Raw genomic sequence first — 25532 nt, forward strand, 5'->3', positions numbered from 1 at the left:
CTCCAGCCACCAACAAATGACTATGTGCATCGTCTGATGAAGCGCCTGCAGCCATCGCCTCACCGTGCAGGAGACGGCCTTGCCTTCGGGATCACGGAAGTTGGGTCTGGCGCGCAGCGAGTGGCTGCAGCCGTGCTGCTGGCCGACGCCATGCGTGACAACCCCTTGCATGTACAGGCGTTCGGCGCCGATCCAGCGCGCCGGCGACAGCGCCTGTTCCGATTCATGGAAGCGCTGGTGCGCCACGTTCAGTCGCACGGCACGCTACTGGGCGCCTACGCACAGGGCGAGCTGGTTGGCGTGCTGGGCATGATGAAACCCGGCTGTTGTCGTCCGACGGGGTGGGCCGCACTGCGTTTTGCCGCTGTGATTATGACCAGCAATCCGCCGGTCGGCGCGGTGCGCATCGGGCGGTGGCTGGCGGCTTGGGCGCGCAATGACCCATCCGGATTTCATTGGCATATCGGGCCGCTGGCCGTGGCGTCGGCCTACCGCCGCCAGGGTGTGGGGCGCCACTTGATGGTGCACTGCTGCGGCCAGATGGACGCGCTGGCGGCTGTCGCCTGGCTGGAGACCGACCTTGCCATCAACGCCCGCTTTTATGAATCACTCGGTTTCGTCACGGCTCAGCATGAGCCCGTGCTTGGCGTACCGAACTGGTTCATGCGCCGCGCGCCTGTTGAAGGTGGCGACCAGCCTGCATAACGCGCGCGGAAGGGATCTCCTGTGACTGCGTTGGCGGCGGTGCGGCTGCCGGTTCTGGATTGCCGCGACCGAAATGAAAAACCGCATTACTGGGCGGCTATTCCACCATCGACGACAAACTGTGAGCCTGTCGAATAGATTGATTCATTCGATGCCAGATACAGCACCAAATTCCAAACTTCGTCTGGCTTTGCAACACGCTTTAGCGGTGCGTGTTTAGCAAAGGCTTCCACGGCCGTCATGGTGTCACCCTGCATGTTCATGGGTATTTCGATCACGCCAGGGTGAACAGAGTTGGCGCGAATGTTGAGTCCACGTTAGACGGACGGGACCTCCGAAGGGACCCTATCCCATTCACCGTTTCATGCAAACGCACATTTCGCATCTTTTTCACGTTGCCATGCCCAAAAGATCGAGCCCAATCTCATAGCTCGGCTCTGGGCGCTTGAAGAGGTAGTCACCATGGCGGACGGATGCCAGTACGTCGGCACGCTGGCGCACGGCCTCAAAGGGCGAACGGGCATTGAGCACCAGGAAGTTGGCCGGTTTGCCCACTTCAATGCCGTACTGGTCTTGCACGTTCAAGGTCTTGGCGCCGTTCGTAGTGATCAGGTCCAGGCACTTGTCCAGTTCCTCGAACGACATGGTCTGCGCCAGGTGAATGCCGTTGTCCAGGATGTTCATCAGGTTGCCGTTGCCCACCGGGTACCACGGATCGTTGATCGAGTCCTGGCCAAAGCAGACGTTGATGCCGCCTTCCCACAGCTCTTTCACCCGCGTCAGGCCGCGGCGCTTGGGGTAGCTGTCCTGGCGCCCCTGCAGGTAGGCGTTCTCGGTTGGCAGTGCGATGAAATGCATGCCGGACTGCTGAAACAGCCGCATCATGCGAAACGCGTAGGCGTTGTCGGCAGAGCCAAACGAGCAGGTGTGGCTGGCGGCGGTGCGCGAGCCAATGCCCTCGGTCATCACCAGGGCGTTGAGCAGTTCGACGAAACGGCTCATCACGTCGTCGGTCTCGTCGCAGTGCACGTCGATCAGCTTGTTGTGCTTGACGGCCAGCTCCACCGTGCGGTGGATCGATTTTTCGCCGATCTCGCGCGCCCACTCGAAGTGCGGAATGGCGCCGACACAGTCTGCGCCCATCTTCAAAGCCTCTTCGACCATCTCGTCGCCGCCCTTGTAGGCGTACATGCCCTCCTGCGGGAAGGCGACGATCTGGATGGTGACCTTGTCTTTGAGCTGTCCGCGGATTTCCAGCATCGCCTTGAGGCCGGTCAGGCGCGGGTCGCACACGTCGATGTGGGTACGAATGAACTGCACGCCTTTGGAGACCTCTTCTTCGATGCCCTTTAATGCTCGCTCCTTGGCGTCCTCCAGCGTTTGAGTTTTCTTGACGTCGTGCCAGCGGGCAATGCCTTCGAACAGCGTGCCGCTCGCGTTCTTGGCACCTTCGCTGCCGGCGGTATAGACATAGTCCAGGTGCAGGTGAGGATCGACGTAGGGCGGGACCACCAGACGCCCCTGAAGGTCGATTTCTTCGTGCGCCTTGGGCAAGTTTTGGCCAATCTGTGTGATGACGCCTTTGTCAACCAGGATATCGCTGGTTTCCGCATGCTGTCCGTAGATGCGCGCGTTGGTAAACTTTTTCATGGTGATCTCTCTCATGGGTTGGTGGACAACCCTGAGGACGGCCCCAGGGTGCGTCTGGCCAGAAACGCAATCACGATGGCCAGAATGAAACAAACCAGCGACAGGACGACGACAAGCTTCACGCCGCCATCCGGAAAATTGATCAGCAGCATTCCACCGACCCAGGTGGCGACCATGACGGACAGGTTGAAAACGCTCGATTGCACCGACGTTGCAATGTCGCGTGCTTCGTCCACCTGCTTGGTCACGGCGGTCTGGTACATCGTCACCAGCGGGCCAAAGGCCAGACCCCACAGGAAGAAGGCGGCATGCGAGACGCCGATGGCTCCCTTGAAGGCAAGAAACATCGCCATGGAAATGCCGCCAACGCCGAGCATCGAAACGATGAGTGGGCGCAAATAGGCGTCGATGTACTTCGCAGAAACCACCACCGAGATCACCGAGCCGATGCCGAAGATCAGCAGCGCCACGCCAATACCACCGGCAAAGCCGATCAACTCCACCAGCAGTGTGATGTAGGTGTAGATACCGTAGTGGGCCGCGACCGACAGAAACGTCAACAGCAAGACGAGCTGCATCGAGCGCATCTTCAGCACTGCCAAGGGTGAGTTGCTTTTGTTGAGCTTCTCGCCTTCTACCTCAGGCAAGTAGATATACGACAGCACGACAATCACCGCGACCACCGCGCCAAGCACCAGGAAAACGCTGCGCCAGCCAAACGCGAGGCCAATCGCCGTCATCGCCGGCAGGCCGATGCTGATGCCCAGTGTATTGCCGGACATGATGACGGTAATGGCCTTGCCATGCATGTTGGACGGGGCCAGCCGCGTTCCGTAGGCCGCGATCATGGGCCACATCACACCCGCGCAAATGCCGCCAACGATGCGGGCGCCAATGATGACCGGGTAGGACGATGAGAGGCCGACGACGACATTGGAGGCCGCGAACCCGACCAGCAGCGCCATCAACAGCGTCTTGCGGTTGAACGCCAGGGTGGCGCTGACCAGTGGGATGGCCGCAATGGCGGACGCCAGTGCATACACACCGACCATGAAGCCGACGTCGCTTTCCTCAACGCCCAGCCCCTCGGTCATCTGCGGCAGGATGCCCGAGGGCACCAGTTCGGACAGGATGCCCACAAAGGTCACACTGGCCATCAGGCCGAAGAAGAACCATGAAAAGGTTTGCTTTTCGTTTGGAGAAGACGGGAGAGGCATCTTGTTTTGTGAACCTGAGAGGAGTAACTACGCGCCTCTTTGCTTGGAAGCACGCCCATGTGGTTTCACGTCTGCGCCACGTTGGCTTGAAGGGACGTCTGTACGACGCCTGTGAGGTCAGACGTCTGAGCGACGCCGGACGGGCGGGATTTTTGCGGAGTCGGATATCCGATTGACGCCTATGTTGTGCCCCAGCCTACCATTGACCCGAACTGGCGTGAGTTGAGCCAAGGTAAGCCTTTGTCCATGGTCACCACAGCCTGCAGGTACAAAGGCGTCAACACCGTACTGAAGACGGCGAGCTGCGGCTGGGACAACCACGGGCCGCGCCGCGCAGACTATGGAGGCGGCTGTCGTGGCGACTGCACGATTGCCACTAAAAATTGAACGAAAATGCCCTATAGCGCTTACTCATCAAGCGTCGGCAGCTATATAATTTATAGCATATCAAGTTTCCTCTACAACAGCGTTCCGGTGTGTACTGCTCAGCCGGACAACCAATGGCGCCGTGCTTGCCATCCAAGATGACGGGTGCATGGAGCACACATGGGCCACCCGCGGCTACGCATCTGCTTCGAGCGCCGCAATGAGCCGCATGCAAGTGGATTCGTACTAGGAAGAATTGTCGTACGCCGCTTAGGATGCTCCGCTAATGACAAAAAACGTGCGCGAGATTCTTGTCTCGGTGAGATCCCTTTTGGGCGGCACTGCGGCCTTCATGGCTGGCAACGCCCTGCTTGGTGTTGTGCTCCCGCTGCGCATGGAGGCGGCAGGGTACCCGGTGGCACTGACCGGGGCGATCATGGCGGCCTATTACTTCGGCCTGGCGATCGGGGGTTTGCATGGCAAACACGTCATCTTTCGGATCGGCCATATCCGGGCCTTCGCTGTTTTCGCGGCGCTGACGGCTGCAACAACTCTGGCTTATGCGGCTTTTGAACATCCGGCGGCATGGCTGGTGCTGCGCGTTGTCAATGGGTTCTGCATTGCCGGTATGACGGCCGCCATAGAAAGCTGGCTGAACACCAAAAGCCGCAACGAAACGCGCGGGCGCGTGCTGAGCTTTTACATGGTGACCTTCTTTCTTGCGACCGCGCTGGGGCAAACCTTGGTCAATCTCGCTGACGTTGGTACACCCGATCTGCTCATGTTGGCCGCGTCGCTGATCGAGCTTTCATTGATCCCGGTTGCCATGACGCGTCTGGGCGAGCCCAACCTCAGCGATAGCGGTGTGCTGAACGTCAGGCAGCTTTTCGCGGCGTCAAAGGTTGGCGTGGTCGGCGCAGGCGTCGCCGGGCTGATGGTCGGCTCCTTCTATGCGCTGGGTGTCGTTTTTGCCATCAAGATCGGATTAAGCGTATCCGAAGCCGCTTTGTTCATGAGCGTAGTGGTGCTCGGTAGCCTGGTTTTTCAACTCCCCATAGGCGTTTTGGCGGATCGGTATGACCGGCGTTTCGTCATGTCCGGCGCCTTGCTGGCCGTCGGCATCGCCTGGGGGACGCTGGCGGGGTTCGTTGCCTCTGGCTTGCCGTTTACTGCTTTGTTGATCGTCGGCATGGCGTTCGGAGGGGCCATGAGCAGCGTGTATCCGCTGTGCGTCGCGCAAACCTTCGACCGCTTGGAGCGCCGATACTACGTGGCGGCATCGGGGCGCTTGTTGATGGTCTATTCCATCGGCGCGACCGTCGGCCCCGTGCTCGCGTCGGTACTCATGTCCATCTACGGCCCGTCCAGCTTTTTCTTGTTCGAAGCGACGGTGGCAGTACTTTACGCGGCGTTTGTTATTGTGTACGCCTCGCGGCGGCCGTCGTTGCCTGTGGATCAGCGAGAAAAATACGTACCGCTTCCAGATGTAACGCCCATCGTCATGGGTCTCGATCCACGCACGGATCTGGACGGCGACGACGGAGGCAGACGCGTTTGACAATTGCACATTTGATGTGCCTTGGCCAAGCCCCTGTCCGGGTGCACCATCACTTCGTAGATCGGCGGCGCGCTTGGTGCAACCGAGCCAGCGGTGCAGCTGCTTTTGCAAGCGCTCCCAGGGCGCAGACGAAAAAAAGCGGCTTGCAGCAAACTTGCCGCAAGCCGTTGATTTTATTGGCGGAGTGGACGGGACTCGAACCCGCGACCCCCGGCGTGACAGGCCGGTATTCTAACCAACTGAACTACCACTCCTGGCAGGCAGCTTTTGCTTGCATTTTTATGCAAGCCAAGCGCTACAACTTGGCGACCCCACGGGGATTCGAACCCCGGTACTCACCGTGAAAGGGTGATGTCCTAGGCCTCTAGACGATGGGGTCAAAACCTTGGAACGAACCGAAAAACTAACCATTTGGTGGAGGTAAACGGGATCGAACCGATGACCTCTTGCATGCCATGCAAGCGCTCTCCCAGCTGAGCTATACCCCCCAAACTTCCCATATCCCTGGCTTGAGGCCAAAGAAAAGCCCTTGCACATCCTGCGACCTGCAAGGGCTCGGAACTGGCGGAGTGGACGGGACTCGAACCCGCGACCCCCGGCGTGACAGGCCGGTATTCTAACCAACTGAACTACCACTCCTGGCAGGCAGCTTTTGCTTGCATTTTTATGCAAGCCAAGCGCTACAACTTGGCGACCCCACGGGGATTCGAACCCCGGTACTCACCGTGAAAGGGTGATGTCCTAGGCCTCTAGACGATGGGGTCAAAACCTTGGAACGAACCGAAAAACTAACCATTTGGTGGAGGTAAACGGGATCGAACCGATGACCTCTTGCATGCCATGCAAGCGCTCTCCCAGCTGAGCTATACCCCCAAAACCGCTGCAATAGCTGCATTTAGCAGCAATCACCTGAGCCTTGAATTATAGACAGCTTTTTTAGCGCTTTTTGAGGCGTGCAACAACTTTTTCACGCCCCAGCAGCTCGAGCAAGGCGTCCACCGAGGGTGTCTGCGCCGTGCCAGCCACCAGCACGCGAACCGGCATGGCCAGTTGCGGCATTTTCATCCCGTGATCGGCGAGCGTTTTTTTGATGGCCGCTGCAATAGCTGGCCGGTCCCAGACGCATTCATCCAGCGCCTGCGCCAAGGCATCCAGCGCCGGCGCCACAGCATCCGTCAGGTACTGCGCCCGCTCCTGCTCGGCGCCTTCGACCTCTTCTCCCAGCAATCGCTCGGCCCAGTCGGCCAGAGCTACCGTGGTGTCGCAACGGTCTTTGAACAAGGCGCACAAAGCGACCAAGGGCGCCAGATCGAGCTGGGCAGCATTGCGCTTGACCAGCTGCTCTGCCACCAGCTTTGCAAGTGCGTCGTCGTCCATGGACTTGATGTGCTGGGCATTCACCCAACGCAGCTTGGCTTCGTCAAACTGCGCCGCACTGCGACCCAGGTGATCCAGGCTGAACCAGTCGATGAACTGCTGCCGCGTGAAAATTTCATCGTCCCCGTGACTCCAACCCAGGCGCGCAAGGTAGTTGATCATGGCGTCGGCCAGATAACCTTCGTCGCGGTACTGCGTGACAGGCTTAGCCCCATTGCGCTTGCTCATTTTCTCGCCCTGCTCATTGAGCACGGTGGGCAAGTGCGCATACACGGGCGGCTGCGCTCCAAGGGCGAGAAAAATGTTGATCTGGCGCGGCGTATTGTTGACGTGGTCATCACCCCGAATCACGTGCGTGATCTCCATGTCGATGTCGTCCACGACAACACAAAAGTTATAAGTAGGCGTGCCGTCGGGCCGGGCAATCACCAAATCATCCAATTCTTCGTTGCGAATTTCAATCCGACCTTTGACCTTGTCGTCCCACGCCACCACACCGCCTTGCGGATTGCGAAAGCGCAGCACCGGCTGCACACCCAGCGGCACATCCGGCAGCGACTTGCCCGACTCGGGGCGCCACAGCCCGTTGTAGCGGGGCTTTTCCTTGTTAGCCATTTGCTGTTCGCGCAACGCATCGAGTTCTTGCACCGACATGTAGCAGGGGTAGACATGGCCACTGGCCTTGAGCTGACCAAGCACCTCACGGTACCGATCCATGCGCTGCATCTGGTAGAAAGGCCCCTCGTCGGGCGCCATGCCCAGCCAATCCAATCCCTCAAGAATCACATCGACGGCGGCCTGCGTGGAACGCTCGACATCGGTATCTTCAATGCGCAAGATGAAATCCCCGCCGGTGGATCGTGCGAAAGCCCAGGGATACAGCGCCGAGCGGATATTTCCCAGATGGATAAAGCCGGTAGGCGATGGGGCGAATCGCGTGCGCACGCGCGCCGCAGGCAAATTGGTTATCTGGTCGTTCATTTCAAGCTATCCAGGCCGCGCGCTAGGTCGGCCTTCAAATCGTCGATGTGTTCCAGCCCCACGGCAAGACGGATCAGGCCTTGGCCGATGCCTGCAGCACTGCGCTGCGCGTCGGTCAAACGGCCATGGGAGGTGCTTGCCGGGTGAGTAATGGTGGTCTTGGTGTCACCCAAGTTGGCTGTGATGCTGCATATGCGGGTGCTATCAATCACATGAAAGGCGCTGGCGCGCGCGGCTGCAGCTTCTGCGCCGCCAACCACAAACGACACCACAGCGCCACCCACGCCCGATTGCTGGCGCATGGCCAACTCATGCTGCGGATGCGAAGCCAGGCCAGGATAAAAGGTGCGTCTCACCGCAGGGTGCGACTCGAGCCAGCTTGCAATGGCTAGCGCGTGGGCGCTTTGCGCTTGCATGCGAATAGACAAGGTCTCGAGCCCCTTGAGCACCACCCAGGCGTTGAAGGGCGAGAGATTCATGCCCGCACTGCGGATCAAGGGCGCGAGTTTTTCCTCAATCAGCGCATGCGGGCCGCAGACTGCGCCCGCCATGACGCGCCCCTGACCATCAAGAAACTTGGTGCCTGAATGGATCACCAGATCCGCTCCCATTTCTGCAGGGCGCTGCAGCGCAGGAGAGGCAAAGCAGTTGTCGACCGCCAGCAGCACGCCGGCCTCGTGCGCGATGTCCGCCAGCGCACGAATGTCGCAAAGCTCGGTCAACGGGTTGGTCGGAGTCTCGGCAAAGAGCAGACGCGTTTCGGGTCGAACGGCCGCGCGCCAAGCCGCAACGTCGGTTTGCGGCACAAAAGTCGATTGCACGCCAAAACGCGCCAACTCGCCCCCGATGAGCTTCATGGTGGATCCGAACATCGACTGCGAGCACACGACATGGTCTCCTGCCTTGAGCAGCGCGAGGCACACCAGCAAGATGGCAGACATTCCGCTGGCCGTGGCAACCGCCGCTTGTGTGCCCTCCATTGCGGCCAGCCGCTGCTCGAAGCTCGTTACGGTGGGGTTGGCCGTGCGGGTGTAGGTATATCCCTCTTCCTCACCGGCAAAGCGCCGCGCTGCGGTGGCTGCGTCGGGTTGGACGAAGCTGCTGCTCAGATACAGCGCTTCGGAATGTTCGCCAAACTGGCTGCGCGGTACGGCTTGGCGCACCGCCAGGGTGTCGGGGTGAAGAGCGGTGCTATCGAATGCCGTCATGAAGCTCTTTCTTTCATTGAACGCGAGGCGCTACGCATCCGCTGCATTCGGAAGCGCCAGACGCGAGGCGTCTTCTTCGTCTTCGGTCCCGCCTTTGCGACCCGCATTCAGGCGCGCAATATCGTCGGGACCGATGTCACCGGTCACGTAAACGCCATCGAAACAGGATGCGTCGAAACCCGACAACGCGGGGTTGCCTGCGCCGACGGCCTTTTTCATTGCGTCCACATCCTGGTAAATAAGCGCGTCGCATCCAATCAGGGCCCGGACCTCTTCAACGGTGCGACTATGGGCCACCAGTTCATCGCTGGTGGGCATGTCAATGCCGTAGACGTTCGGGTAGCGCACCGGAGGCGCAGCACTCGCCAAGTACACCTTGCGGGCGCCCGCTTCGCGGGCCATCTGCACGATCTCGCGGCTGGTGGTACCGCGAACGATGGAGTCGTCCACGAGCAGGACATTGCGGCCCTTGAATTCGCTGCCAATCACATTGAGCTTTTGGCGCACGGACTTTTTGCGAACCTCTTGGCCTGGCATGATGAAGGTGCGTCCTACATAACGGTTCTTGACGAAACCTTCCCGGTACGGCACGCCCAGCAGATGCGCCAACTGCGTGGCACTGGGGCGGCTCGACTCGGGAATCGGAATGATGACGTCGATGTCGCTGGGCGGAACCGTCGAAACCACGCGCTTGGCCAGTGAAGCGCCGAGGTTGAGGCGCGCCTGGTATACCGAAATGCCGTCAAGGACCGAATCGGGACGCGCCAGATACACATACTCGAACACGCAGGGAAAGTGTTGCGTTTTTTCCGCGCATTGCTGCGCACTGAGATTTCCGGCCAGATCGACGAACAGTGCCTCGCCGGGCGCTACGTCGCGTTGAAATTCGTGGCCCGTACCTTCAATGGCCACCGACTCGCTGGCAAACACGACGGCACCTTCGGCGCTGCGCCCCATCGCCAACGGACGGATGCCGTAGGGATCACGAAACGCCACCAAACCATGGCCCGCGATCAACGCAATGACGGCGTAGGAGCCGCGCACCCTTCTATGCACCGCGCGGACCGCCTTGAAGACGTCGTCGGGCTGCAAGGCTACACCGCGCGTAGCGTGCTCCAATTCGTGGGCAAAAACGTTCAGCAGCACCTCCGAATCGCTGTCGGTATTGGTGTGGCGGTGGTCCGTTGAAAACAACTCAGCGCGCAGTACGTCTGCATTGGTGAGATTGCCGTTGTGCACCAGCACAATGCCAAACGGGGCATTGACGTAAAACGGCTGCGCCTCTTCTTCATTGAACGCGTTGCCGGCAGTGGGATAGCGCACCTGCCCCAGGCCAGAATTGCCGGGAAGTGCCCGCATATTGCGTGTGCGAAACACGTCGCGCACCATGCCTTTGGCCTTGTGCATGAAGAACTTTCGCTCTTCCTGCGTCACGATGCCGGCCGCATCTTGTCCACGGTGCTGCAACAGCAGCAATGCGTCGTAGATCAGCTGGTTGACGGGAGCACCACTAACGACGCCGACGATTCCACACATAGCTCATTCCATCCGTTCGCAGGCCTTGGCCCACATTGCGCGCACCCGGCCGAGATGGCCAAGCTCACACTGCCCGTGTTTCACGCAGGCAGCATTTTTTCAAACTGTTCCGGCAACGCGGGGCGCAAATTCTGCAGCACCTGCGCAATGCGCGGCGCGCTTGCCGATTCCAACCACCACGCAGCCTTACCCATGGGGGTCAGCTGCGCCACCACACCCAGGACGAGCAGCAGAACACCAGCGCGTACAACGCCAAAAACAGCGCCCAGCACCCGATCCACCGGACGCAGACCCACCGCCTCAATCAGCTTCTTCGCCAGCCAGGCGACCAGGCTGCAGGCAAACAAGGTCGCGACAAAAACCCCGATGAAACCGGCGGCATAACGCACAGGCTCTGACGAATCGCCCAAGGGCAGCCAAGTCGCGATGTCCGCTGCGAACCACTGGGCCACAAAAAATGCTGCCACCCAGGCCAACAGGGACAACACCTCATACACCAGACCGCGCCAAGCACCCAGCATGAGCGAAGCAAGGACCACGGTGAGCAAAATCCAGTCAAGCGCGGCCCATTGCAATGCGGGCAATGCAGGCACTTCGGGCATGTTGGGTCGCGCCGCGCTCACAGACTCAGGATGGACGCCGGCAAACCAAGGCCTTTGATCTTGGCCGTGGCCTTTTCCGCTTCGGCACGCCCCTGGAAAGGCCCCACCCGCACCCGAGTGCGCTTGCCGTCTTTGGTTTCAACCACCTGCGTGTAGGTCGTCAAGCCCGCACGCTCGAGCTTCTGCCGAGCCTCGCGCACCTTGGATTCGTCGGAAAAAGCACCCACTTGAACGATGAAACGCTCACCTCCTGCCGCAGCTAGGGCAGCCGGGGCAGCCGCAGCCACTACCGGTGTTTTGCCCGAGCGTCCCTCAAGCAAGGCGCGTGCGCGCTCGGCTTCGCTGAGTGGCGCCACAGCGGGAGGTGGCGCCGGCATCGGTTCGGGCTTGGCAGACTGCGGGCGTGCCTCTACAAAAGCCGGTGGTGCAGTTTCCTTGCGCGGTGCAGCCGGAGCAGCAGCAACGGGCGCTTTTTCCTGGGGCACCGCGGCAACTTTGGGCTCGGGTTCGCGCTTGACCGGAGCCGACTGCGCTGCGGCGGACGCCTCTACCGACGCCACCGCTGCGGCCTGGGGTGCCGGCACAACCAATGGAGCAACCTTGTCGCGGTCCGGAATTTCGATGCGCGTATCGACCGGAATGGGGCGCGGCTGGGTGTCAAACACCAGCGGGAAACCCACCACTCCAATCAGCACCAGCAAGGCGGCGCCGATCAAACGATGGCGGGCACGTCGGCGCATGACTTCCACAGTTTCGCCGCGCACTGCCCTTGACACCTTGGCAGGCTTGCCCTCTGCAGCTTGTTGCCCGGGCCAGCGAATCTTGAAAAATGCCATGGATGGGTAGAAAACTAAGGCTTGCTCACACCGCTTTTGCTGGTGCTCCAGCCAAGGTGCTTGGCCTGCAACTTGGGCGTGCCATGCTCCAGGACACCGCCTACCGTGTAGAAAGAGCCAAAAACAACGATTATATCAGCGGCACCCGCTGCAGCCACCGCCTCATCAAGCGCCTCCTGGGGCGTTGCGTGGAGGCTCACCGGGATGTCCTTTCGTCTGCTCAGACCGGCCGCCACGCTCTCCCAGAGCTGTGCGAGATCGGCAGCGCTGGCAGCACGCGTCGTGGGCAAATCAGTGAAATACCAGCGGTCTACCAAAAAGCCAATTCGCGCCAGCATGCCTTTGACGTCTTTGTCGGCCATGGCACCGAAGACGACGTGCGTCGTTGGATGAAAACGCATCGCGTCCAGGTTGGCCGCAAGCGCCGCCACAGCATGCGGGTTGTGCGCGACGTCAAGCACCAGCGTCGGCTCGCCGGGAACGATCTGGAAACGCCCAGCCAGTTCGACCATGCCGAGCCCATTGCGCACCGCCTGCGCGGTCACAGGAATCCGATCACGCAAAGCGTCGAGCGCCGCCAGAGCCCCCGAGGCGTTGACCAGCTGGTTGGCGCCGCGCAGTGCCGGGTAGGCCATGCCAGCATAGCGGCGCCCCCTTCCGGCCCAGTTCCATTGCAGCTTGTCGCCAGAGAAGTTGAAATCATGGCCGAAACGCCAGAGGTCGGCACCGATTTCGCGTGCATGGTCCACCACACTCTGCGGCGGCATGGGGTCGCAGACGATGGCCGGGCGACCAGTGCGCATGATGCCCGCCTTCTCGCGTCCTATGCTTTCCCGGTCAAGGCCCAGGTATTCGGTGTGGTCGATATCGATGCTGGTAATGACTGCGCAATCGGCATCCACGGTATTCGTGGCGTCCAGGCGGCCGCCCAGCCCGACTTCGAGAATGGCGAGATCCAGCTTGGCCAGACTCATCAGGCGCAGGATGGCCAGCGTCGTGAATTCAAAGTAGCTGAGCGAGATTTCTTGGCCATTTTGGCACCTTGCGCTCTCTATAGCTGAAAAGTTTGCTATTAATTCAGGACCACTGACGGATTCGCCATGAATACGACAACGCTCTTCAAAGTGCACCAGATGCGGCGAGGTGTACACGCCGGTGCGATAGCCCGCCTGGAGTGCCACCGCCTCGATCATGGCGCAGGTTGAACCCTTGCCATTGGTGCCAGCGACCGTGATCACGGGGCAATCGAATCGCAGATGGAGCCGCTCGGCCACTGCGCGCACTCGCTCCAGGCCCATGTCGATCTGCTGTGGATGGATGCGCTCGCAGTGGGCGAGCCAATCTTGAAGGGTAAGGAGTGGGGTTGCTGGCATACGGGGCGCGATTGTCCTCCGAGTCGCAGTTTGGGCCATGATCGGTCCATGAAAAACCCTGTGCTTTACGGCATCTCCAACTGCGACACGGTGCGCAAGGCGCGCGCTTGGCTGAGCAGCCGAGCCGTGCCCTACGAATTCCACGATTTCAAGAAGTCCGGCGTGCCTCCACAAGCGCTGGCGCATTGGCTGCAGGCGCTGGGCGACAAGGAACTCGTCAACCGCAGAGGCACCACCTGGCGCCAGTTGGACCGAGCCGAGCAGGCAGCGCTGACGTGCACAACAACGGCTTTGCCCGTGCTGCTAAGGCATCCCAGCGCGATCCGTCGGCCCGTCGTCGAGTGGCCGAACGGCGATGTCACCGTGGGGTTTGACCCCACAGACTGGGAGAAACGCAGCAAAAATCCTTCAAACGACTGATTTCGCACACTTCTTTACGCAGATTTACGGTGGGCCGCCACGCCGTTGACAGGCTCTGGATAAACTTTCTCTCACCTTGGCGCGTTGTACATGCGCTTTTGAAAGGGTTTCACCATGAAGAAGATTTTGTTGTTTTCCTTGATGGCCAGTGCCTCGGCGATGGCGGTAGCGCAAGAACGCGGACGGGTGCTTTCGGTTACCCCCATCATCGAACAGGTGGCGGTGCCTCGGCAGGTCTGCGGCAACGAGACGGTCTACACCGGCCCGCGCACCAGCGGTGGCGGCGCTGTGCTCGGGGCCATTGCCGGCGGTGCAGCCGGAAATGCCATTGGCAAGGGTGGAGGACGCGCAGCCGCCACGGCCCTTGGCGTGATCGGCGGCGCCGTTCTGGGCAACCACATCGAAGGCAATGGCCGCCCCGAGTACCAAAACGTGCAGCGCTGCGGCGTCGAAACCACCTACGAAAACCGCACGGCCGGCTACGACGTGGTGTATGAATATGCAGGCAGGCGCTACACCACGCGCACCCAGACCGATCCTGGACGCTATATCGCGCTGCGCGTGCAACCCGAAGACCAGCGCGACTATCAGCGTGACTACCAGCGCTACGACGACGACGGCTACGGCCAACGTGGCGCGGTCAGCTCGCCCTATAGCACGGCGCCCCTGCCACCCGTGGTTTCTCCCGGCGTGACCGTGATTGAATATGGCTACGAAGGCCAACGCCCGTACTACCCCTATCCGCCACCCCGGCCGCACTGGCGCTAAACCAATACAGCGAAGGGCCCGTCGGGCCCTTTTTTCTTGGCGCAGGTTGCGCGCGGCTTGCCCATTCCCTCGTGGCCTAAAATCGCCCGCTTCTGTTTCTGCTTGCGCCCATGCCCGCCACTCCATGACCACCGAACAAATCCACGGCGTCTCCGTCACCACCCAGGCCAACGTCTATTTCGACGGCAAGTGCGTCAGCCATGGCATCACGTTCCCGGACGGCACGAAGAAATCCGTCGGTGTGGTGCTGCCTGCAACGCTACGCTTTGGCACCAACGCCGCCGAAGTCATGGAGTGCGTGGCCGGTTCCTGCGAATACAAGCTTGCAGACTCGGCCGATTGGGTCCCTTGCCAAGCCGGTCAGCAGTTCAGCGTACCGGGCAACAGCCAGTTCGACATTCGCGTCAGCGACGCCTTTCACTACATCTGCCACTACGGCTGAACCATGGCCACCATTCTGCAAAACCTCCCCATCGGCCAGAAGGTCGGTATCGCATTCTCCGGCGGCCTGGACACCAGCGCTGCCTTGCTCTGGATGAAGCAAAAAGGTGCCCTGCCCTACGCCTACACGGCCAACCTGGGCCAGCCCGACGAGCCCGACTACGACGCCATTCCGCGCAAGGCCATGGAATATGGCGCCGAAATAGCCCGTCTGGTCGATTGCCGCACCCAGCTGGCGCACGAAGGCATTGCCGCGCTGCAGTGCGGTGCGTTCCACATCAGCACCGGCGGACTGACCTATTTCAACACCACGCCGCTGGGCCGCGCCGTCACCGGCACCATGCTGGTGGCCGCCATGAAGGAAGACGACGTCAACATCTGGGGTGACGGCAGCACCTTCAAGGGCAACGACATCGAGCGCTTCTACCGCTACGGCCTGCTGACCAACCCCTCACTCAAGATATACAAGCCCTGGCTCGACCAGCTCTTCATCGACGAGCTGGGCGGCCGCGCCGAAATGTCGGCCTTCATGACGCAACACGGCTTTGGCTACAAGATGAGCGCCGAGAAGGCCTACAGCACCGACAGCAACATGCTGGGTGCCACGCACGAGGCCAAGGACCTGGAGTTTTTGAACAGCGGCATCCGCATCGTCAACCCCATCATGGGCGTGGCCTTCTGGAAGGAAGACGTGGCCGTCAAGGCGGAAGAAGTCTCGGTGCGCTTTGAAGAAGGCCAGCCCGTGGCGCTCAACAGCATCGAGTTCAGCGACCCGGTGGAGCTCATCCTCGAAGCCAACCGCATCGGGGGCCGCCACGGCCTGGGCATGAGCGACCAGATCGAAAACCGCATCATCGAGGCCAAGAGCCGCGGCATCTACGAGGCCCCAGGCCTGGCGCTATTGCACATCGCCTATGAGCGCCTGGTGACCGGCATCCACAACGAGGACACCATCGAGCAGTACCGCATGAACGGCCTCAAGCTCGGGCGCCTCTTGTACCAGGGCCGCTGGTTCGACCCCCAGGCCATCATGCTGCGCGAGAGTGCCCAGCGCTGGATCGCACGTGCTGTGACCGGCACCGTCACACTGGAGCTGCGCCGGGGCAACGACTACTCGCTGCTCAACACGGAAAGCCCCAACCTGACCTACCACCCCGAGCGCCTGTCGATGGAAAAAGTGGAAGACGCCCCCTTCTCCCCACAGGACCGCATCGGCCAGCTCACCATGCGCAACCTCGACATCGTGGACACGCGCGCCAAGCTGGGGATTTATGCGCAGGCGGGGCTGCTCACCCTCGGCAAGGGTTCGCCCTTGCCCCAATTGACGAACGAAGAACCCAAGTAGCAGCGCGCCTTCGCACCGCACTCGTACCGCAGGCGAAGCGGTCTCCCTATCGCTTTCCATCTACCCAGAAAAACGCGATGGCGGCACAGGATGCTTGCGGCTTTTTTTCCCGGCCGCACAATGGCGCATGCAAAGCAATTTCATCGCCAATGAAGCGCGGCCCTCGCTCAGTGGCCATACGCTGGATGTCATCGATCCCTCGAACGGTCAGGTCTTCGACCACCTGCAGCGCAGCAACGCAGTCGACATCGATACCGCCGTACGCGCTGCGCGCCATTGCTTTGAGACACTCTGGCGCCCCATGGCGGCAGCCGACCGGGGGCGGCTGCTCATGCGCCTCTCAGCCGCCGTTACCGAGCATGCCACCGAGCTGGCTGGACTGGAGCAGCGCGACTGCGGCAAGCCCACCCGCCAAGCGCGTGCCGACGTCCTGGCACTGGCGCGCTATTTCGAGTTCTATGCCGGCGCCTGCGACAAGCTGCACGGCGAAACCCTGCCTTACCAGGAAGGCACCAGCGTGCTCACCTGGCGGGAACCCCACGGCGTCACCGGTCATGTGATCCCATGGAACTATCCGATGCAGATCTTTGGGCGCAGCGTGGGCGGCGCGCTGGCCGCCGGCAATACCTGCGTGGTCAAGCCTGCCGAAGACGCCTGCCTGTCGGTGCTGCGCGTGGCGCAGCTGGCGGCCGAGGTCGGTTTCCCGCCGGGCGCGATCAACATCGTCACGGGTTATGGACATGAGGTGGGTGATGCGCTGGCCCACCACCCTGGCGTCGATCACATCAGCTTCACTGGCAGCCCCAGCGTGGGCACACTGATCGCCCAGGCTGCGGCCAAACGCCATTGTCCGGTGACCCTGGAGCTGGGCGGCAAGAGCCCGCAAATCGTTTTTGCCGACGCCGACCTGGACGCTGCGCTGCCCGCCATCGTGAACGCTATCGTGCAAAACGCCGGTCAGACCTGCTCGGCAGGTTCGCGCCTGCTGGTCGCGCGCAGCCTGTACGAACCTTTGCTGGAACGCCTGGGCACCCTCTTTTCCAAGCTGCGCGCCGGGCCGGCCGCCTTGGATCTGGATGTCGGCCCATTGATCCGCGCAACGCAAAAAGAGCGTGTGCTGGACTTTTTGGCGCAAGCCGAAGCCGCCGACATTGCCACCGTGGCGCAAGGCAGCGTGGTGCCTACGGCCCCTTCCGACGGCTTTTACGTCGCCCCGGTGCTGCTGCGCGACGTTCCCGCCGATCACCGGCTGGCGCAAGAAGAAATCTTTGGTCCGGTGCTCTGCGCCATGGCGTTTGACGACGAAGACCATGCCGTAAAACTGGCCAACGGCACCGCATTTGGTCTGGTGGCCGGAGTGTGGACACGCGACGGCGCACGGCAGATGCGCGTGGCGCGGCGCCTGCAATGTGGCCAGGTGTTCATCAACAACTACGGCGCGGGCGGTGGCGTGGAACTGCCCTTTGGCGGTGTCAAATCATCAGGATACGGCCGAGAAAAAGGCTTTGAAGCGCTCTATGGATTCACCACGCTCAAGACGGTGGCCATTCGCCACGCCTGATTCTTCAGCCCAGCACTTGCTTGAGCGCGGCGTCGTACAGGCCAGTGAGCCGGTCGGTGACTTCCAGCAGGCGCTCGCTGGTGGTGGCCACGTCTGCAAGGCCACGCGCATCGGCCTTGCGCTGCAGGGCCGAACTGAAGAACACCCACTGCCCATCGCCCAGTGCCAGCTCGTCGCGAATCGCCGGTGTGGACAGCGGGGCGGCTGCGAGCGTGGCCATGGCTTTTCGAAATTCATCGGCATCGCTCAATAGTTGCTCGCGCGGGCCTTTTGCGTCGCTGCCTGCCGCCACAAGAAAGTAGTTCTTGGCCAGACGCTGGGACAGTGCACGCTGCCTGCCGGCAATGTTCACCAGTTTCGCGGTAGCAGCATTGGACGATCTTTCAAACGCCTCCGTCGCGGCATTGGCGACGGCCAGCATGCGGTCGGCCTGCGCCGCCACGGCCGCCACCGATTGCGCGGTGGGCGGCATGACGAGCAGGGCTTCGAGAGCATCCACCGACTTGTGCACGTCATCCACCTGGCGCGCCAGTTCGGTCGGCCAGGGCACGCTGGCCAGATCGTCGAAACCGGAGCGCACCAGTTTCTTGGCCGAAGCCATGACACTGGCTGCCTGGTCTGGCAACACGCCCAGATGCATTTGTACATAGGCCTTGGCCATGCGCTGCGACAGCGCGCGGTAGCGGGCAATGCGGTTGATGGCGGTAGAGACCGCAATTTGCGCCTGCGCTGCGCCCATGGCGGGCAGGAACAGCGCAGCGGCGAGCGTTTGGACCACGGCGCGGCGGGTAGCGGCACGGGGGCGACGGCAAGAAGTCAACGAAGTCACAACAGGCTCCACGGTCCCGGTTTGGGCCGAAACGCCATTTTGCTGCAGTGCACACACGGCAAACTGACACGCATCAAGAAACTGCTGCATGCAGCATTTACACCACGGGCCGCGCGCTCCGCGCCAGAATAGGCCATTGCCTGCGCCCACATTTCGCAACCCATTGCACAAGGATCCCCCATGCGTCTTGCCGCCAAATCCATCATCGTCACCGGCGCCGGAAGCGGCATTGGTGAAGGCATTGCCCGGCGCCTGGCGGCCGAGGGCGCGCAGGTCGTCGTCAATGACATCAACCCCACGGCGGGCGAACGCGTCGCTCTGGCCATTCGCGATGCGGGCGGACAAGCGCAGTTCTTTTGCGCCGATGTCACGCGCTCGGGCGACGTGCAAGCCCTGGTGGCCCAGGCCGTTGCGCAGCATGGCCGCCTGGACGTGGTGGTCAACAACGCCGGCTGGACGCACCGCAACCGCCCTATGCTGGAGGTGAGCGAGGAAGAATTCGACAAGGTCTATGCCATCAACGTCAAAAGCATCTACCTCTCGGCCATCCACGCCGTGCCCGCCATGCGGGCCAACCCTGGGGGCAGCAGCGGCAGCTTTATCAACATCGCTTCCACCGCGGGCATCCGTCCACGCCCGGGGCTGACCTGGTACAACGGCTCGAAGGGCGCGGTGATCACCACCAGCAAATCCATGGCGGCCGAACTCGGCCCCGAGAACATTCGCGTCAATTGCATCAACCCCGTGTTCAACCCCGACACCGGCCTGGCGGCCGAGTTTGCCGGCGGACCGCTGGATGAAGCGCGCCGCGCGAAATTCCTGACCACCATCCCACTGGGGCGCTTCTCAACGGCCCTGGATGTCGCCAATGCCGCGCTCTACCTGGCCAGTGACGAAGCCGCGTTTGTCAGCGGCGTGTGCATCGAGGTGGACGGCGGGCGCTGCGTTTAGCCTCCCCCCGCGCTGCTGCCATACCCACGGCCACCGGGTGGTAACCACCCCTCGGCATAATCCTGTGCATGCCTGAACGCGTGATTCCTCTCGTCGATGCCAGGGTGGCCGCGCTGCCCCTTCCAACGGGGGCTGCCGTGACCGAAGCGGGGCGCGTGACCGACACCCTGGGCCGGCCGCTGCGCGACTTGCGCATCAGCGTCACGGACCGCTGCAACTTTCGCTGCAACTACTGCATGCCCAAGGAAGTGTTCGACAAGGAACACGCCTACCTGCCGCACAGCGCATTGCTGACGTTTGAAGAAATCACCCGACTCGCAACGGCATTTCTGGCGCATGGCGTACGCAAGATTCGCCTCACGGGCGGCGAGCCGCTGCTGCGAAAAAACCTGGAAGAGCTGGTGGCGCAGCTGGCGGCGCTGCGCACCGTGGACGGGCGGGCGCCGGAGCTGACCCTGACCACCAACGGTTCGCTGCTGGCGCGCAAGGCACAAGTGCTGAAAGATGCGGGTCTGAGCCGCGTCACGGTCAGCCTCGACGGCCTGGACGACGCGGTGTTCCGGCGCATGAACGACGTGGATTTTCCGGTGGCTGAGGTGCTCGCTGGCATCGACGCGGCGCAGGCCGCAGGTTTGACCGGAACCAAGGTCAACATGGTGGTCAAGCGTGGCACCAACGAGCACGAAATCCTGCCCATGGCACAGCATTTTCGCGGCACCGGGATTACGCTGCGCTTCATTGAATACATGGACGTGGGCGCCACCAACGGCTGGCGCATGGACGAAGTGCTGCCGTCGCGCGAGCTGATTGCGCGCCTGCGCGCCGCGCTGCCGCTGGTGCAGCTGGGCGCCAGCGCACCGGGCGAAACGGCCGAGCGCTGGGGCTATGCGAACGCAGCCGGCCACTACGACCCCGCGCTGGGCGAGATGGGCGTGATCAGCAGCGTGACGCAGGCGTTTTGCGGCAGCTGCAACCGCGCGCGCCTGTCCACAGAAGGGCGGATGTACCTGTGCCTGTTTGCCGGCCAGGGCTACGATCTGCGCGCCCTGGTGCGCGGCGGCGCCAGCGACGAAGACTTGCAAGGCGCTGTTGCCAGTATCTGGCAGGGCCGCGCCGACCGCTATTCCGAACTGCGCGCCAGCCTGCCTGCCGAGGCGGGCGACGCAAGCGCACGGCCGCGGCGCATCGAGATGAGCTACATCGGCGGATGAGACCCGTCGCGCCACTTTCTTGCACGCGGCGCCACACCGGCTGCGAGCGGGTCCAAGCCCTTCAAGGGACATTTCCATGATCGATTCTCAGGACATCACCGGCCTGGTGCTCGCCGGCGGGCGCGGCTCGCGCATGGGTGGGGTGGACAAGGGCTTGCAGGCGTTTCGCGGCGTACCGCTGGCGCTGCACACGCTATTGCGCCTGCAAGTGCAGGTGGGCACCGTGATGATCAACGCCAACCGCAATCTGGCGGCCTACGAATCGTTTGGCGTCCCGGTCTGGCCCGACACCGACAGCGACTACGCGGGGCCGCTGTCGGGCTTTCTCACCGGGCTCGAGCGCTGCGAAACCCCATGGCTGCTGACTGTTCCCTGCGACACACCGCTGTTTCCACACGACCTGGTTCGCCGCCTGGCCGATGCCGCCGAGCGCGAACAGGCCGACATTGCCATGGCCGCCGCGCCGGAGATGGGCGACGACGGCAGCATGCGCGTGCGCGCGCAGCCCGTTTTTTGCCTGCTGCGCGTCGATTTATTGGAAAGCCTGGTGCACTTCACCCAGGCCGGCAGGCGCAAAATAGACGCCTGGACCGGCCAGCACCACTGCGCCCTGGTGCCGTTTGACACACCGGGCGACGACCCCAGCGCCTTCTTCAACGCCAACACCCTGGCCGAGCTGCATGCACTGGAGTCGCGCGGCCAACCCTGAAACCAGCCGCCTTTTTTGCATGAAAAATATCGCCGAAATCGCCGCCCGCCTGCAAGGCTACGACCCAGAGGCCCTTCATGCCGCACAGGTGACGGCGTTTCTGGAGCAGTTGGTGCAGCCGGTGCAAGAGTGCGAAACCGTGGAGCTGCACGCCGCGCTCGGGCGCGTGCTGGCAAGCGATGTGGTCTCACCCATCAGCGTGCCGCCACACGACAACTCCGCCATGGACGGCTACGCCTTCGCTGGCGGGCAGCTGCAGGCGGGCCAGGCGCTGCGCCTGCGCGTCGTCGGCGCGCCGGCCTTTGCCGGTGCCGCCTGGCGCGGCGCCGTGGCGGCGGGCGAGTGCGTGCGCATCATGACCGGCGCCATCATGCCGGACGGGCTCGATACCGTCGTGCCCCAGGAGCTGGCGCAGGCCGAGGGTGAGTTCATACGCATCGCGCCCGATGTGCTGCGTGCGGGCGACAACCGTCGCTTTGCCGGCGAAGACCTGATGCGCGGCGCCGTGGCGCTGGCGGCGGGCGAACCCATCAGCCCTGCGGCGCTGGGCCTGCTGGCCAGCCTGGGGCTGCCCCGCGTCTCGGTGCGGCGGCGCCTGCGCGTGGCCGTGTTTTCCACCGGCGACGAGATCCTGCGCCTGGGCGACGCGCCGCGCGAAGGCGCGGTGTACGACAGCAACCGCTACACCCTGCTGGGCCTGCTCACCCGCCTGGGCGTGGAGCTGGTGGATCTGGGCGTGGTGCCCGACGAACCGACGCGTTTGCGCGCCGCCTTCGCCAGCGCCGCCGCCCAGGCCGACGCCGTGATCACGAGCGGCGGCGTGAGCGTGGGCGAAGCCGACCACACGCGCAGCATGATGCGCGAACTCGGTGACGTGGCCTTCTGGCGCATTGCCATGCGGCCCGGCCGGCCCATGGCCGTCGGACGCATTGCCCGCGACAAATTATGGACAAAATTGGCCTCTAGCGCTTATCCTATAAGCGCTATAAGCTCTCAATATAATAGCAATAATCTAACAGGTGAGGCCATTCTTTTTGGTCTGCCCGGCAATCCCGTGGCCGTCATGGTGGCCTTTCTGGCCTTTGTCCGCCCCGCCCTGCTGCACATGATGGGCTCAACCCGCGCCGCCCCACCGCTGCTGCGCGCGCGCAGCGCCGGGTCCATCCGAAAAAAGCCCGGCCGCACCGAATACCAGCGCGGACGGGTCTGCATGGGAGCCGATGGTCAGCTGGAAGTACGCGTCACCGGCAACCAGGGCTCCGGCGTGCTCAGCTCCATGGTGCAGGCCAACGGCTTGATCGTTCTGCCGCACGACAGCGGCGACGTGGCTGCGGGCGATGCGGTCGAGGTCATGGTGTTTGACGGCGTGATGTAAGGCCACGCGCCACGTCTCGTGGCCATGGGCCACTTAGAGGCGCTTTTCAGCAAAGGCCTGCACACGCTGTGCGGTGTCGGGGTCCGCAAAGCAGGCCGCTGCTTCTGCGTGCTCCAGCGCCAGTGCGTCGGCAATGCGTGGCCCCAAGCCAGAAGCCAGAGCGCGTTTGAGCCGCGATGTCGCGCCCGGCGAGCGCGTGGCAATCTCGGCTGCAAGCGCCATGGCGGAGGCCAGCATCTCGTCCTCAGGGACCACGCGGTTCACCAGCCCAAGGGCCGCCAAGTCGTCCGCACTTTTTCGCTCGCCCAGAACAATGAGTTCCATGGTGCGCTGGTGGCCCAGCGCCTGAGGCAGCAGATGGGTCACCGCGCCCGTCACGAAATGACCCAGCGCCATTTCAGGGAAGAAGCACACCAGGCTGTCGGCCGCCACGACCATGTCGCAGTTGAGCATCCACTCAAAGCCGCCGCCGACGGCATAGCCGTGCACCGCCCCAACCACCAGCTTGGGGCCGAACATCATGTCGCGCGTAATGGTCTGGATGCGCTCGCAATGCAGGGAGATGGCCTCCGCGCTTTCCGATTGCTCGGCAAACTCCTTGAGGTCGTCCCCCGCGCAGAACGCCCTGCCGGCGCCGGTCAGGACGATGGCGCGCGTGGACGGCTCTGTTTGGGCGGCATGCAAGGCCTGGTGCAGATCCACCAGCAAGGCTGCGCCAATGGCATTCAGGCGCTCGGGCCGCTCCAGCGTGACAAGACTGACGGCGCCGTGAATGGCGTGGGTGGCAAAGGCCATGGAAAACTCCTGAAAACAACGACAAAACGACTCAGGCGGGGCCACTTGGTGGCGCCTCCCGATCCCAGGTGCCTGGCACAACGCCCTCTTCCTTGAGGCGGAATTTTTCCACCTTGTCGGTCGGCGTTTTGGGCAGCGCCGGAAGAAAACGCAGGTAGCGTGGAACCATGAAGCGCGCCATTCGCGCCGCGCAATGCGCCGCCAATGCAGATTCCGTGAGCGAAGCCCCAGGCCTCAGCACAACGCTCGCCATGACTTCCTCTTCGGTCAGCTCACTGGGGACGCCGTATACGGCGCATTCGAGCACCTCCGGGTGCGCTTCAATGCCCATTTCCACTTCGGCGCTGGAGATGTTCTCGCCGCGCCGGCGCACCATGTCCTTGCGCCGCCCGACGAAGTACATGTAGCCGTCTTCGTCCTGGCGCATTGCGTCGCCGGTATGGAACCACAGGTCCTTGAACGCGGCAAGTGTCGCCTCGGGCATGCCGTAATAGCCCTGCATCAACAGCGCAGGCTGCTCGGGCCGCACCAACAACTCGCCAATCTGTCCCACAGCAACCTCGAAGCCCTGTTCGTCCACCAGACGGGCCGTGAATCCCTCAGCGAGCTTTCCGCACGAGCCCATGCGGCGCGGGGCGTCCAGCGGCGTGAACATGGCCGCACCCACCTCGGTCGATCCATACATCTCCACCAGCCGGCAGCCAAAACGCGCTTCGAATTCCGGCGTGAAGCTGGGCAGCGGGACACCCCAACCCAGGCGCGCGCGATGGTCGCGGTCGTGCGCCGCAGGGGGCTGCTTCCACAGCATGGTGATGGTGGCGCCCATGAAGTCAAACACCGTGGCCTCCAGGGTGCGCACCTCTTCCCAGTAGCGCGAGACACTGAAGCGCTCGCCCAGCGCCGCGACCGAGCGCAGCAGCAGCGCCGGGGCAATGGTGAGGACCGTGGCGTCGAGGTGAAACATTGGATACGGGCAATACAGCACATCGTCCGGGCGCAGTTCCAGCCCTTTGATGAAGCCGCGCGCCTGGGCCAGGACAAACCGGTGCGCGATCATGGCGGCCTTGGAGCGGCCCGTGGTGCCCGACGTATAGAGCAGCAAACAGGTTTCCTCGAAACCCACCTGCGGCCGGGGCAGCGTTTCGCTGTCGGGCTGCACGCTGCGCAGCCGCTCATAGGGCTCGCAGCCGGGGAAGGGTGGTTGCGCCGCGCCCAGCAGAAACACCTGAGATACGCTCACCAGGCCACCGCGTACCTGCTGCCAGGCCTCCAGCAGATCGGCATGCACCACCGCAACACGGCTTTGCACCAGGTTCACCGCATCGGCCAGCACGGGACCGCGAAACGAGGTGTTCACTGGCGCTGCAGCTGCGCCCAGCTTGGACAATGCAAACCACAGAAGCGCCAGTTCAATGCAGTTGGGCAGCATCAAGCTGACGTTGTCGCCGCGCCGCACGCCCTGCGCATGCAAGCCGGCGGCAAGGCGGTCGGTTTCAGCGTCGAACTGGCTGTAGCTCCACTCACCGGCTGCCATGCGGACAAATGGCCGATGCGGCGCCTGCGCCGCCGCTTTGCGCAGTTCCTCGCCGAGCGAAGCACAAAAATCATCGATCATGGTCTGTCCGAGGGCGGATGAGTGAGGAGGTCGAGGCTATCGTAGCCCGAAGTCCACCCAGCCAGATGCCCACGGGCGCTGGCTGGGGGACACTCAGCGGGAC

23 protein-coding genes and 6 tRNA genes are annotated in these 25532 nt (G+C 62.6%); 11 read left to right on the forward strand and 18 right to left on the reverse strand.

The genetic code is table 11. From position 1 onward, the window contains the following. The first annotated feature begins 24 nt into the window (after window positions 1-24). Window positions 25-705, forward strand: coding sequence for a GNAT family N-acetyltransferase (locus tag C6571_RS00755; protein ID WP_211300682.1), 681 nt, complete (start codon window positions 25-27; stop codon window positions 703-705). Between the two features lie 86 nt (window positions 706-791). Here C6571_RS00755 and C6571_RS00760 read toward each other — a convergent pair whose 3' ends face one another. The 3 genes from C6571_RS00760 to C6571_RS00770 form a co-directional block, all read right to left on the reverse strand. Next, on the reverse strand, window positions 792-968 hold the full coding sequence (locus tag C6571_RS00760; RefSeq protein WP_106447952.1) for an SDR family oxidoreductase: 177 nt from the start codon (window positions 966-968) through the stop codon (window positions 792-794). 127 nt (window positions 969-1095) lie between these two features. Continuing rightward, on the reverse strand, window positions 1096-2355 hold the full coding sequence (gene codA, locus C6571_RS00765; RefSeq protein WP_106445005.1) for a cytosine deaminase: 1260 nt from the start codon (window positions 2353-2355) through the stop codon (window positions 1096-1098). A gap of 11 nt (window positions 2356-2366) precedes the next feature. Beyond that, entirely contained in the window at window positions 2367-3572 is a 1206-nt protein-coding gene (locus C6571_RS00770) for an MFS transporter (RefSeq protein ID WP_211300683.1), read from the reverse strand. A gap of 652 nt (window positions 3573-4224) precedes the next feature. Between C6571_RS00770 and C6571_RS00775 the strand changes: the two genes are divergently transcribed. Then, window positions 4225-5496 (forward strand): MFS transporter, encoded by a 1272-nt coding sequence (locus C6571_RS00775; protein ID WP_211300684.1) that lies wholly within the window; start codon window positions 4225-4227, stop codon window positions 5494-5496. 177 nt (window positions 5497-5673) lie between these two features. Here the strand turns inward: C6571_RS00775 and C6571_RS00780 are convergent. The 12 genes from C6571_RS00780 to folC all read right to left on the reverse strand — a co-directional run bounded on the left by C6571_RS00780 (window position 5674) and on the right by folC (window position 13409). Next, window positions 5674-5750: transfer RNA gene (locus tag C6571_RS00780), tRNA-Asp, on the reverse strand. 49 nt (window positions 5751-5799) lie between these two features. Continuing rightward, window positions 5800-5875: transfer RNA gene (locus tag C6571_RS00785), tRNA-Glu, on the reverse strand. A 33-nt stretch (window positions 5876-5908) separates the two neighbouring features. Beyond that, a tRNA-Ala gene (locus C6571_RS00790) sits at window positions 5909-5984 on the reverse strand. Between the two features lie 74 nt (window positions 5985-6058). Next, a tRNA-Asp gene (locus C6571_RS00795) sits at window positions 6059-6135 on the reverse strand. 49 nt (window positions 6136-6184) lie between these two features. Further along, window positions 6185-6260, reverse strand: a tRNA-Glu gene (locus C6571_RS00800). Between the two features lie 33 nt (window positions 6261-6293). Next, window positions 6294-6369, reverse strand: a tRNA-Ala gene (locus C6571_RS00805). A 63-nt stretch (window positions 6370-6432) separates the two neighbouring features. Then, window positions 6433-7854 carry a glutamate--tRNA ligase gene (gene gltX / locus C6571_RS00810; protein ID WP_106445008.1) on the reverse strand — a complete coding sequence of 474 codons (1422 nt, stop codon included), beginning with the start codon at window positions 7852-7854 and terminating at the stop codon, window positions 6433-6435. After that, window positions 7851-9062: an O-succinylhomoserine sulfhydrylase gene (locus C6571_RS00815; protein WP_106445009.1), complete on the reverse strand. Its 1212-nt coding sequence runs from the start codon at window positions 9060-9062 to the stop codon at window positions 7851-7853. Before C6571_RS00815 ends, gltX begins: the two co-directional genes overlap by 4 nt. Before the next feature lie 30 nt (window positions 9063-9092). Further along, window positions 9093-10598 carry an amidophosphoribosyltransferase gene (gene purF, locus C6571_RS00820; protein ID WP_106445010.1) on the reverse strand — a complete coding sequence of 502 codons (1506 nt, stop codon included), beginning with the start codon at window positions 10596-10598 and terminating at the stop codon, window positions 9093-9095. Window positions 10599-10678: 80 nt separating this feature from the next. Beyond that, a complete protein-coding gene (locus tag C6571_RS00825; protein ID WP_106447954.1) occupies window positions 10679-11200 on the reverse strand; it encodes a CvpA family protein in 522 nt (173 codons plus the stop codon). A gap of 17 nt (window positions 11201-11217) precedes the next feature. Then, on the reverse strand, window positions 11218-12036 hold the full coding sequence (locus C6571_RS00830; protein ID WP_106445011.1) for an SPOR domain-containing protein: 819 nt from the start codon (window positions 12034-12036) through the stop codon (window positions 11218-11220). Between the two features lie 14 nt (window positions 12037-12050). Further along, window positions 12051-13409 (reverse strand): bifunctional tetrahydrofolate synthase/dihydrofolate synthase, encoded by a 1359-nt coding sequence (gene folC / locus C6571_RS00835; protein WP_106445013.1) that lies wholly within the window; start codon window positions 13407-13409, stop codon window positions 12051-12053. A gap of 48 nt (window positions 13410-13457) precedes the next feature. Here folC and C6571_RS00840 point away from each other — a divergent pair, with 48 nt between their 5' ends. The 5 genes from C6571_RS00840 to C6571_RS00860 all read left to right on the forward strand — a co-directional run bounded on the left by C6571_RS00840 (window position 13458) and on the right by C6571_RS00860 (window position 17944). Next, window positions 13458-13829: a Spx/MgsR family RNA polymerase-binding regulatory protein gene (locus tag C6571_RS00840; protein ID WP_106445015.1), complete on the forward strand. Its 372-nt coding sequence runs from the start codon at window positions 13458-13460 to the stop codon at window positions 13827-13829. Window positions 13830-13943: 114 nt separating this feature from the next. Continuing rightward, a complete protein-coding gene (locus C6571_RS00845; protein ID WP_106445017.1) occupies window positions 13944-14597 on the forward strand; it encodes a glycine zipper 2TM domain-containing protein in 654 nt (217 codons plus the stop codon). Between the two features lie 124 nt (window positions 14598-14721). Then, window positions 14722-15039: a pyrimidine/purine nucleoside phosphorylase gene (gene ppnP, locus C6571_RS00850; RefSeq protein ID WP_106445019.1), complete on the forward strand. Its 318-nt coding sequence runs from the start codon at window positions 14722-14724 to the stop codon at window positions 15037-15039. A gap of 3 nt (window positions 15040-15042) precedes the next feature. Next, a complete protein-coding gene (argG, locus tag C6571_RS00855; protein ID WP_106445021.1) occupies window positions 15043-16383 on the forward strand; it encodes an argininosuccinate synthase in 1341 nt (446 codons plus the stop codon). Between the two features lie 127 nt (window positions 16384-16510). Then, window positions 16511-17944, forward strand: coding sequence for an aldehyde dehydrogenase family protein (locus tag C6571_RS00860; RefSeq protein ID WP_106445023.1), 1434 nt, complete (start codon window positions 16511-16513; stop codon window positions 17942-17944). A 4-nt stretch (window positions 17945-17948) separates the two neighbouring features. Here the strand turns inward: C6571_RS00860 and C6571_RS00865 are convergent, their stop codons facing one another. After that, window positions 17949-18722 (reverse strand): type IV pili methyl-accepting chemotaxis transducer N-terminal domain-containing protein, encoded by a 774-nt coding sequence (locus C6571_RS00865; protein WP_245901343.1) that lies wholly within the window; start codon window positions 18720-18722, stop codon window positions 17949-17951. A 231-nt stretch (window positions 18723-18953) separates the two neighbouring features. Between C6571_RS00865 and C6571_RS00870 the strand changes: the two genes are divergently transcribed. The 4 genes from C6571_RS00870 to moeA all read left to right on the forward strand — a co-directional run bounded on the left by C6571_RS00870 (window position 18954) and on the right by moeA (window position 23019). Then, a complete protein-coding gene (locus tag C6571_RS00870; RefSeq protein WP_106445025.1) occupies window positions 18954-19724 on the forward strand; it encodes an SDR family oxidoreductase in 771 nt (256 codons plus the stop codon). 68 nt (window positions 19725-19792) lie between these two features. After that, window positions 19793-20935, forward strand: coding sequence for a GTP 3',8-cyclase MoaA (gene moaA, locus C6571_RS00875; RefSeq protein ID WP_106445026.1), 1143 nt, complete (start codon window positions 19793-19795; stop codon window positions 20933-20935). A gap of 76 nt (window positions 20936-21011) precedes the next feature. Then, complete coding sequence (gene mobA, locus C6571_RS00880) at window positions 21012-21644, forward strand: molybdenum cofactor guanylyltransferase MobA (RefSeq protein ID WP_106445027.1); 633 nt, start codon at window positions 21012-21014, stop codon at window positions 21642-21644. Between the two features lie 19 nt (window positions 21645-21663). Continuing rightward, window positions 21664-23019: a molybdopterin molybdotransferase MoeA gene (gene moeA / locus C6571_RS00885; protein WP_106447955.1), complete on the forward strand. Its 1356-nt coding sequence runs from the start codon at window positions 21664-21666 to the stop codon at window positions 23017-23019. Between the two features lie 33 nt (window positions 23020-23052). On the opposite strand, the gene C6571_RS00890 is transcribed toward moeA, so the two are convergent. Together C6571_RS00890 and C6571_RS00895 are read right to left on the reverse strand one after the other, a co-directional pair. After that, window positions 23053-23814 (reverse strand): enoyl-CoA hydratase/isomerase family protein, encoded by a 762-nt coding sequence (locus tag C6571_RS00890; protein WP_106445028.1) that lies wholly within the window; start codon window positions 23812-23814, stop codon window positions 23053-23055. A gap of 31 nt (window positions 23815-23845) precedes the next feature. After that, window positions 23846-25429 (reverse strand): AMP-binding protein, encoded by a 1584-nt coding sequence (locus C6571_RS00895; RefSeq protein WP_106445029.1) that lies wholly within the window; start codon window positions 25427-25429, stop codon window positions 23846-23848. Window positions 25430-25532 lie beyond the last annotated feature (103 nt).

Source organism: Simplicispira suum, assembly GCF_003008595.1.
In the GTDB taxonomy this organism is placed as follows: domain Bacteria; phylum Pseudomonadota; class Gammaproteobacteria; order Burkholderiales; family Burkholderiaceae_C; genus Simplicispira; species Simplicispira suum.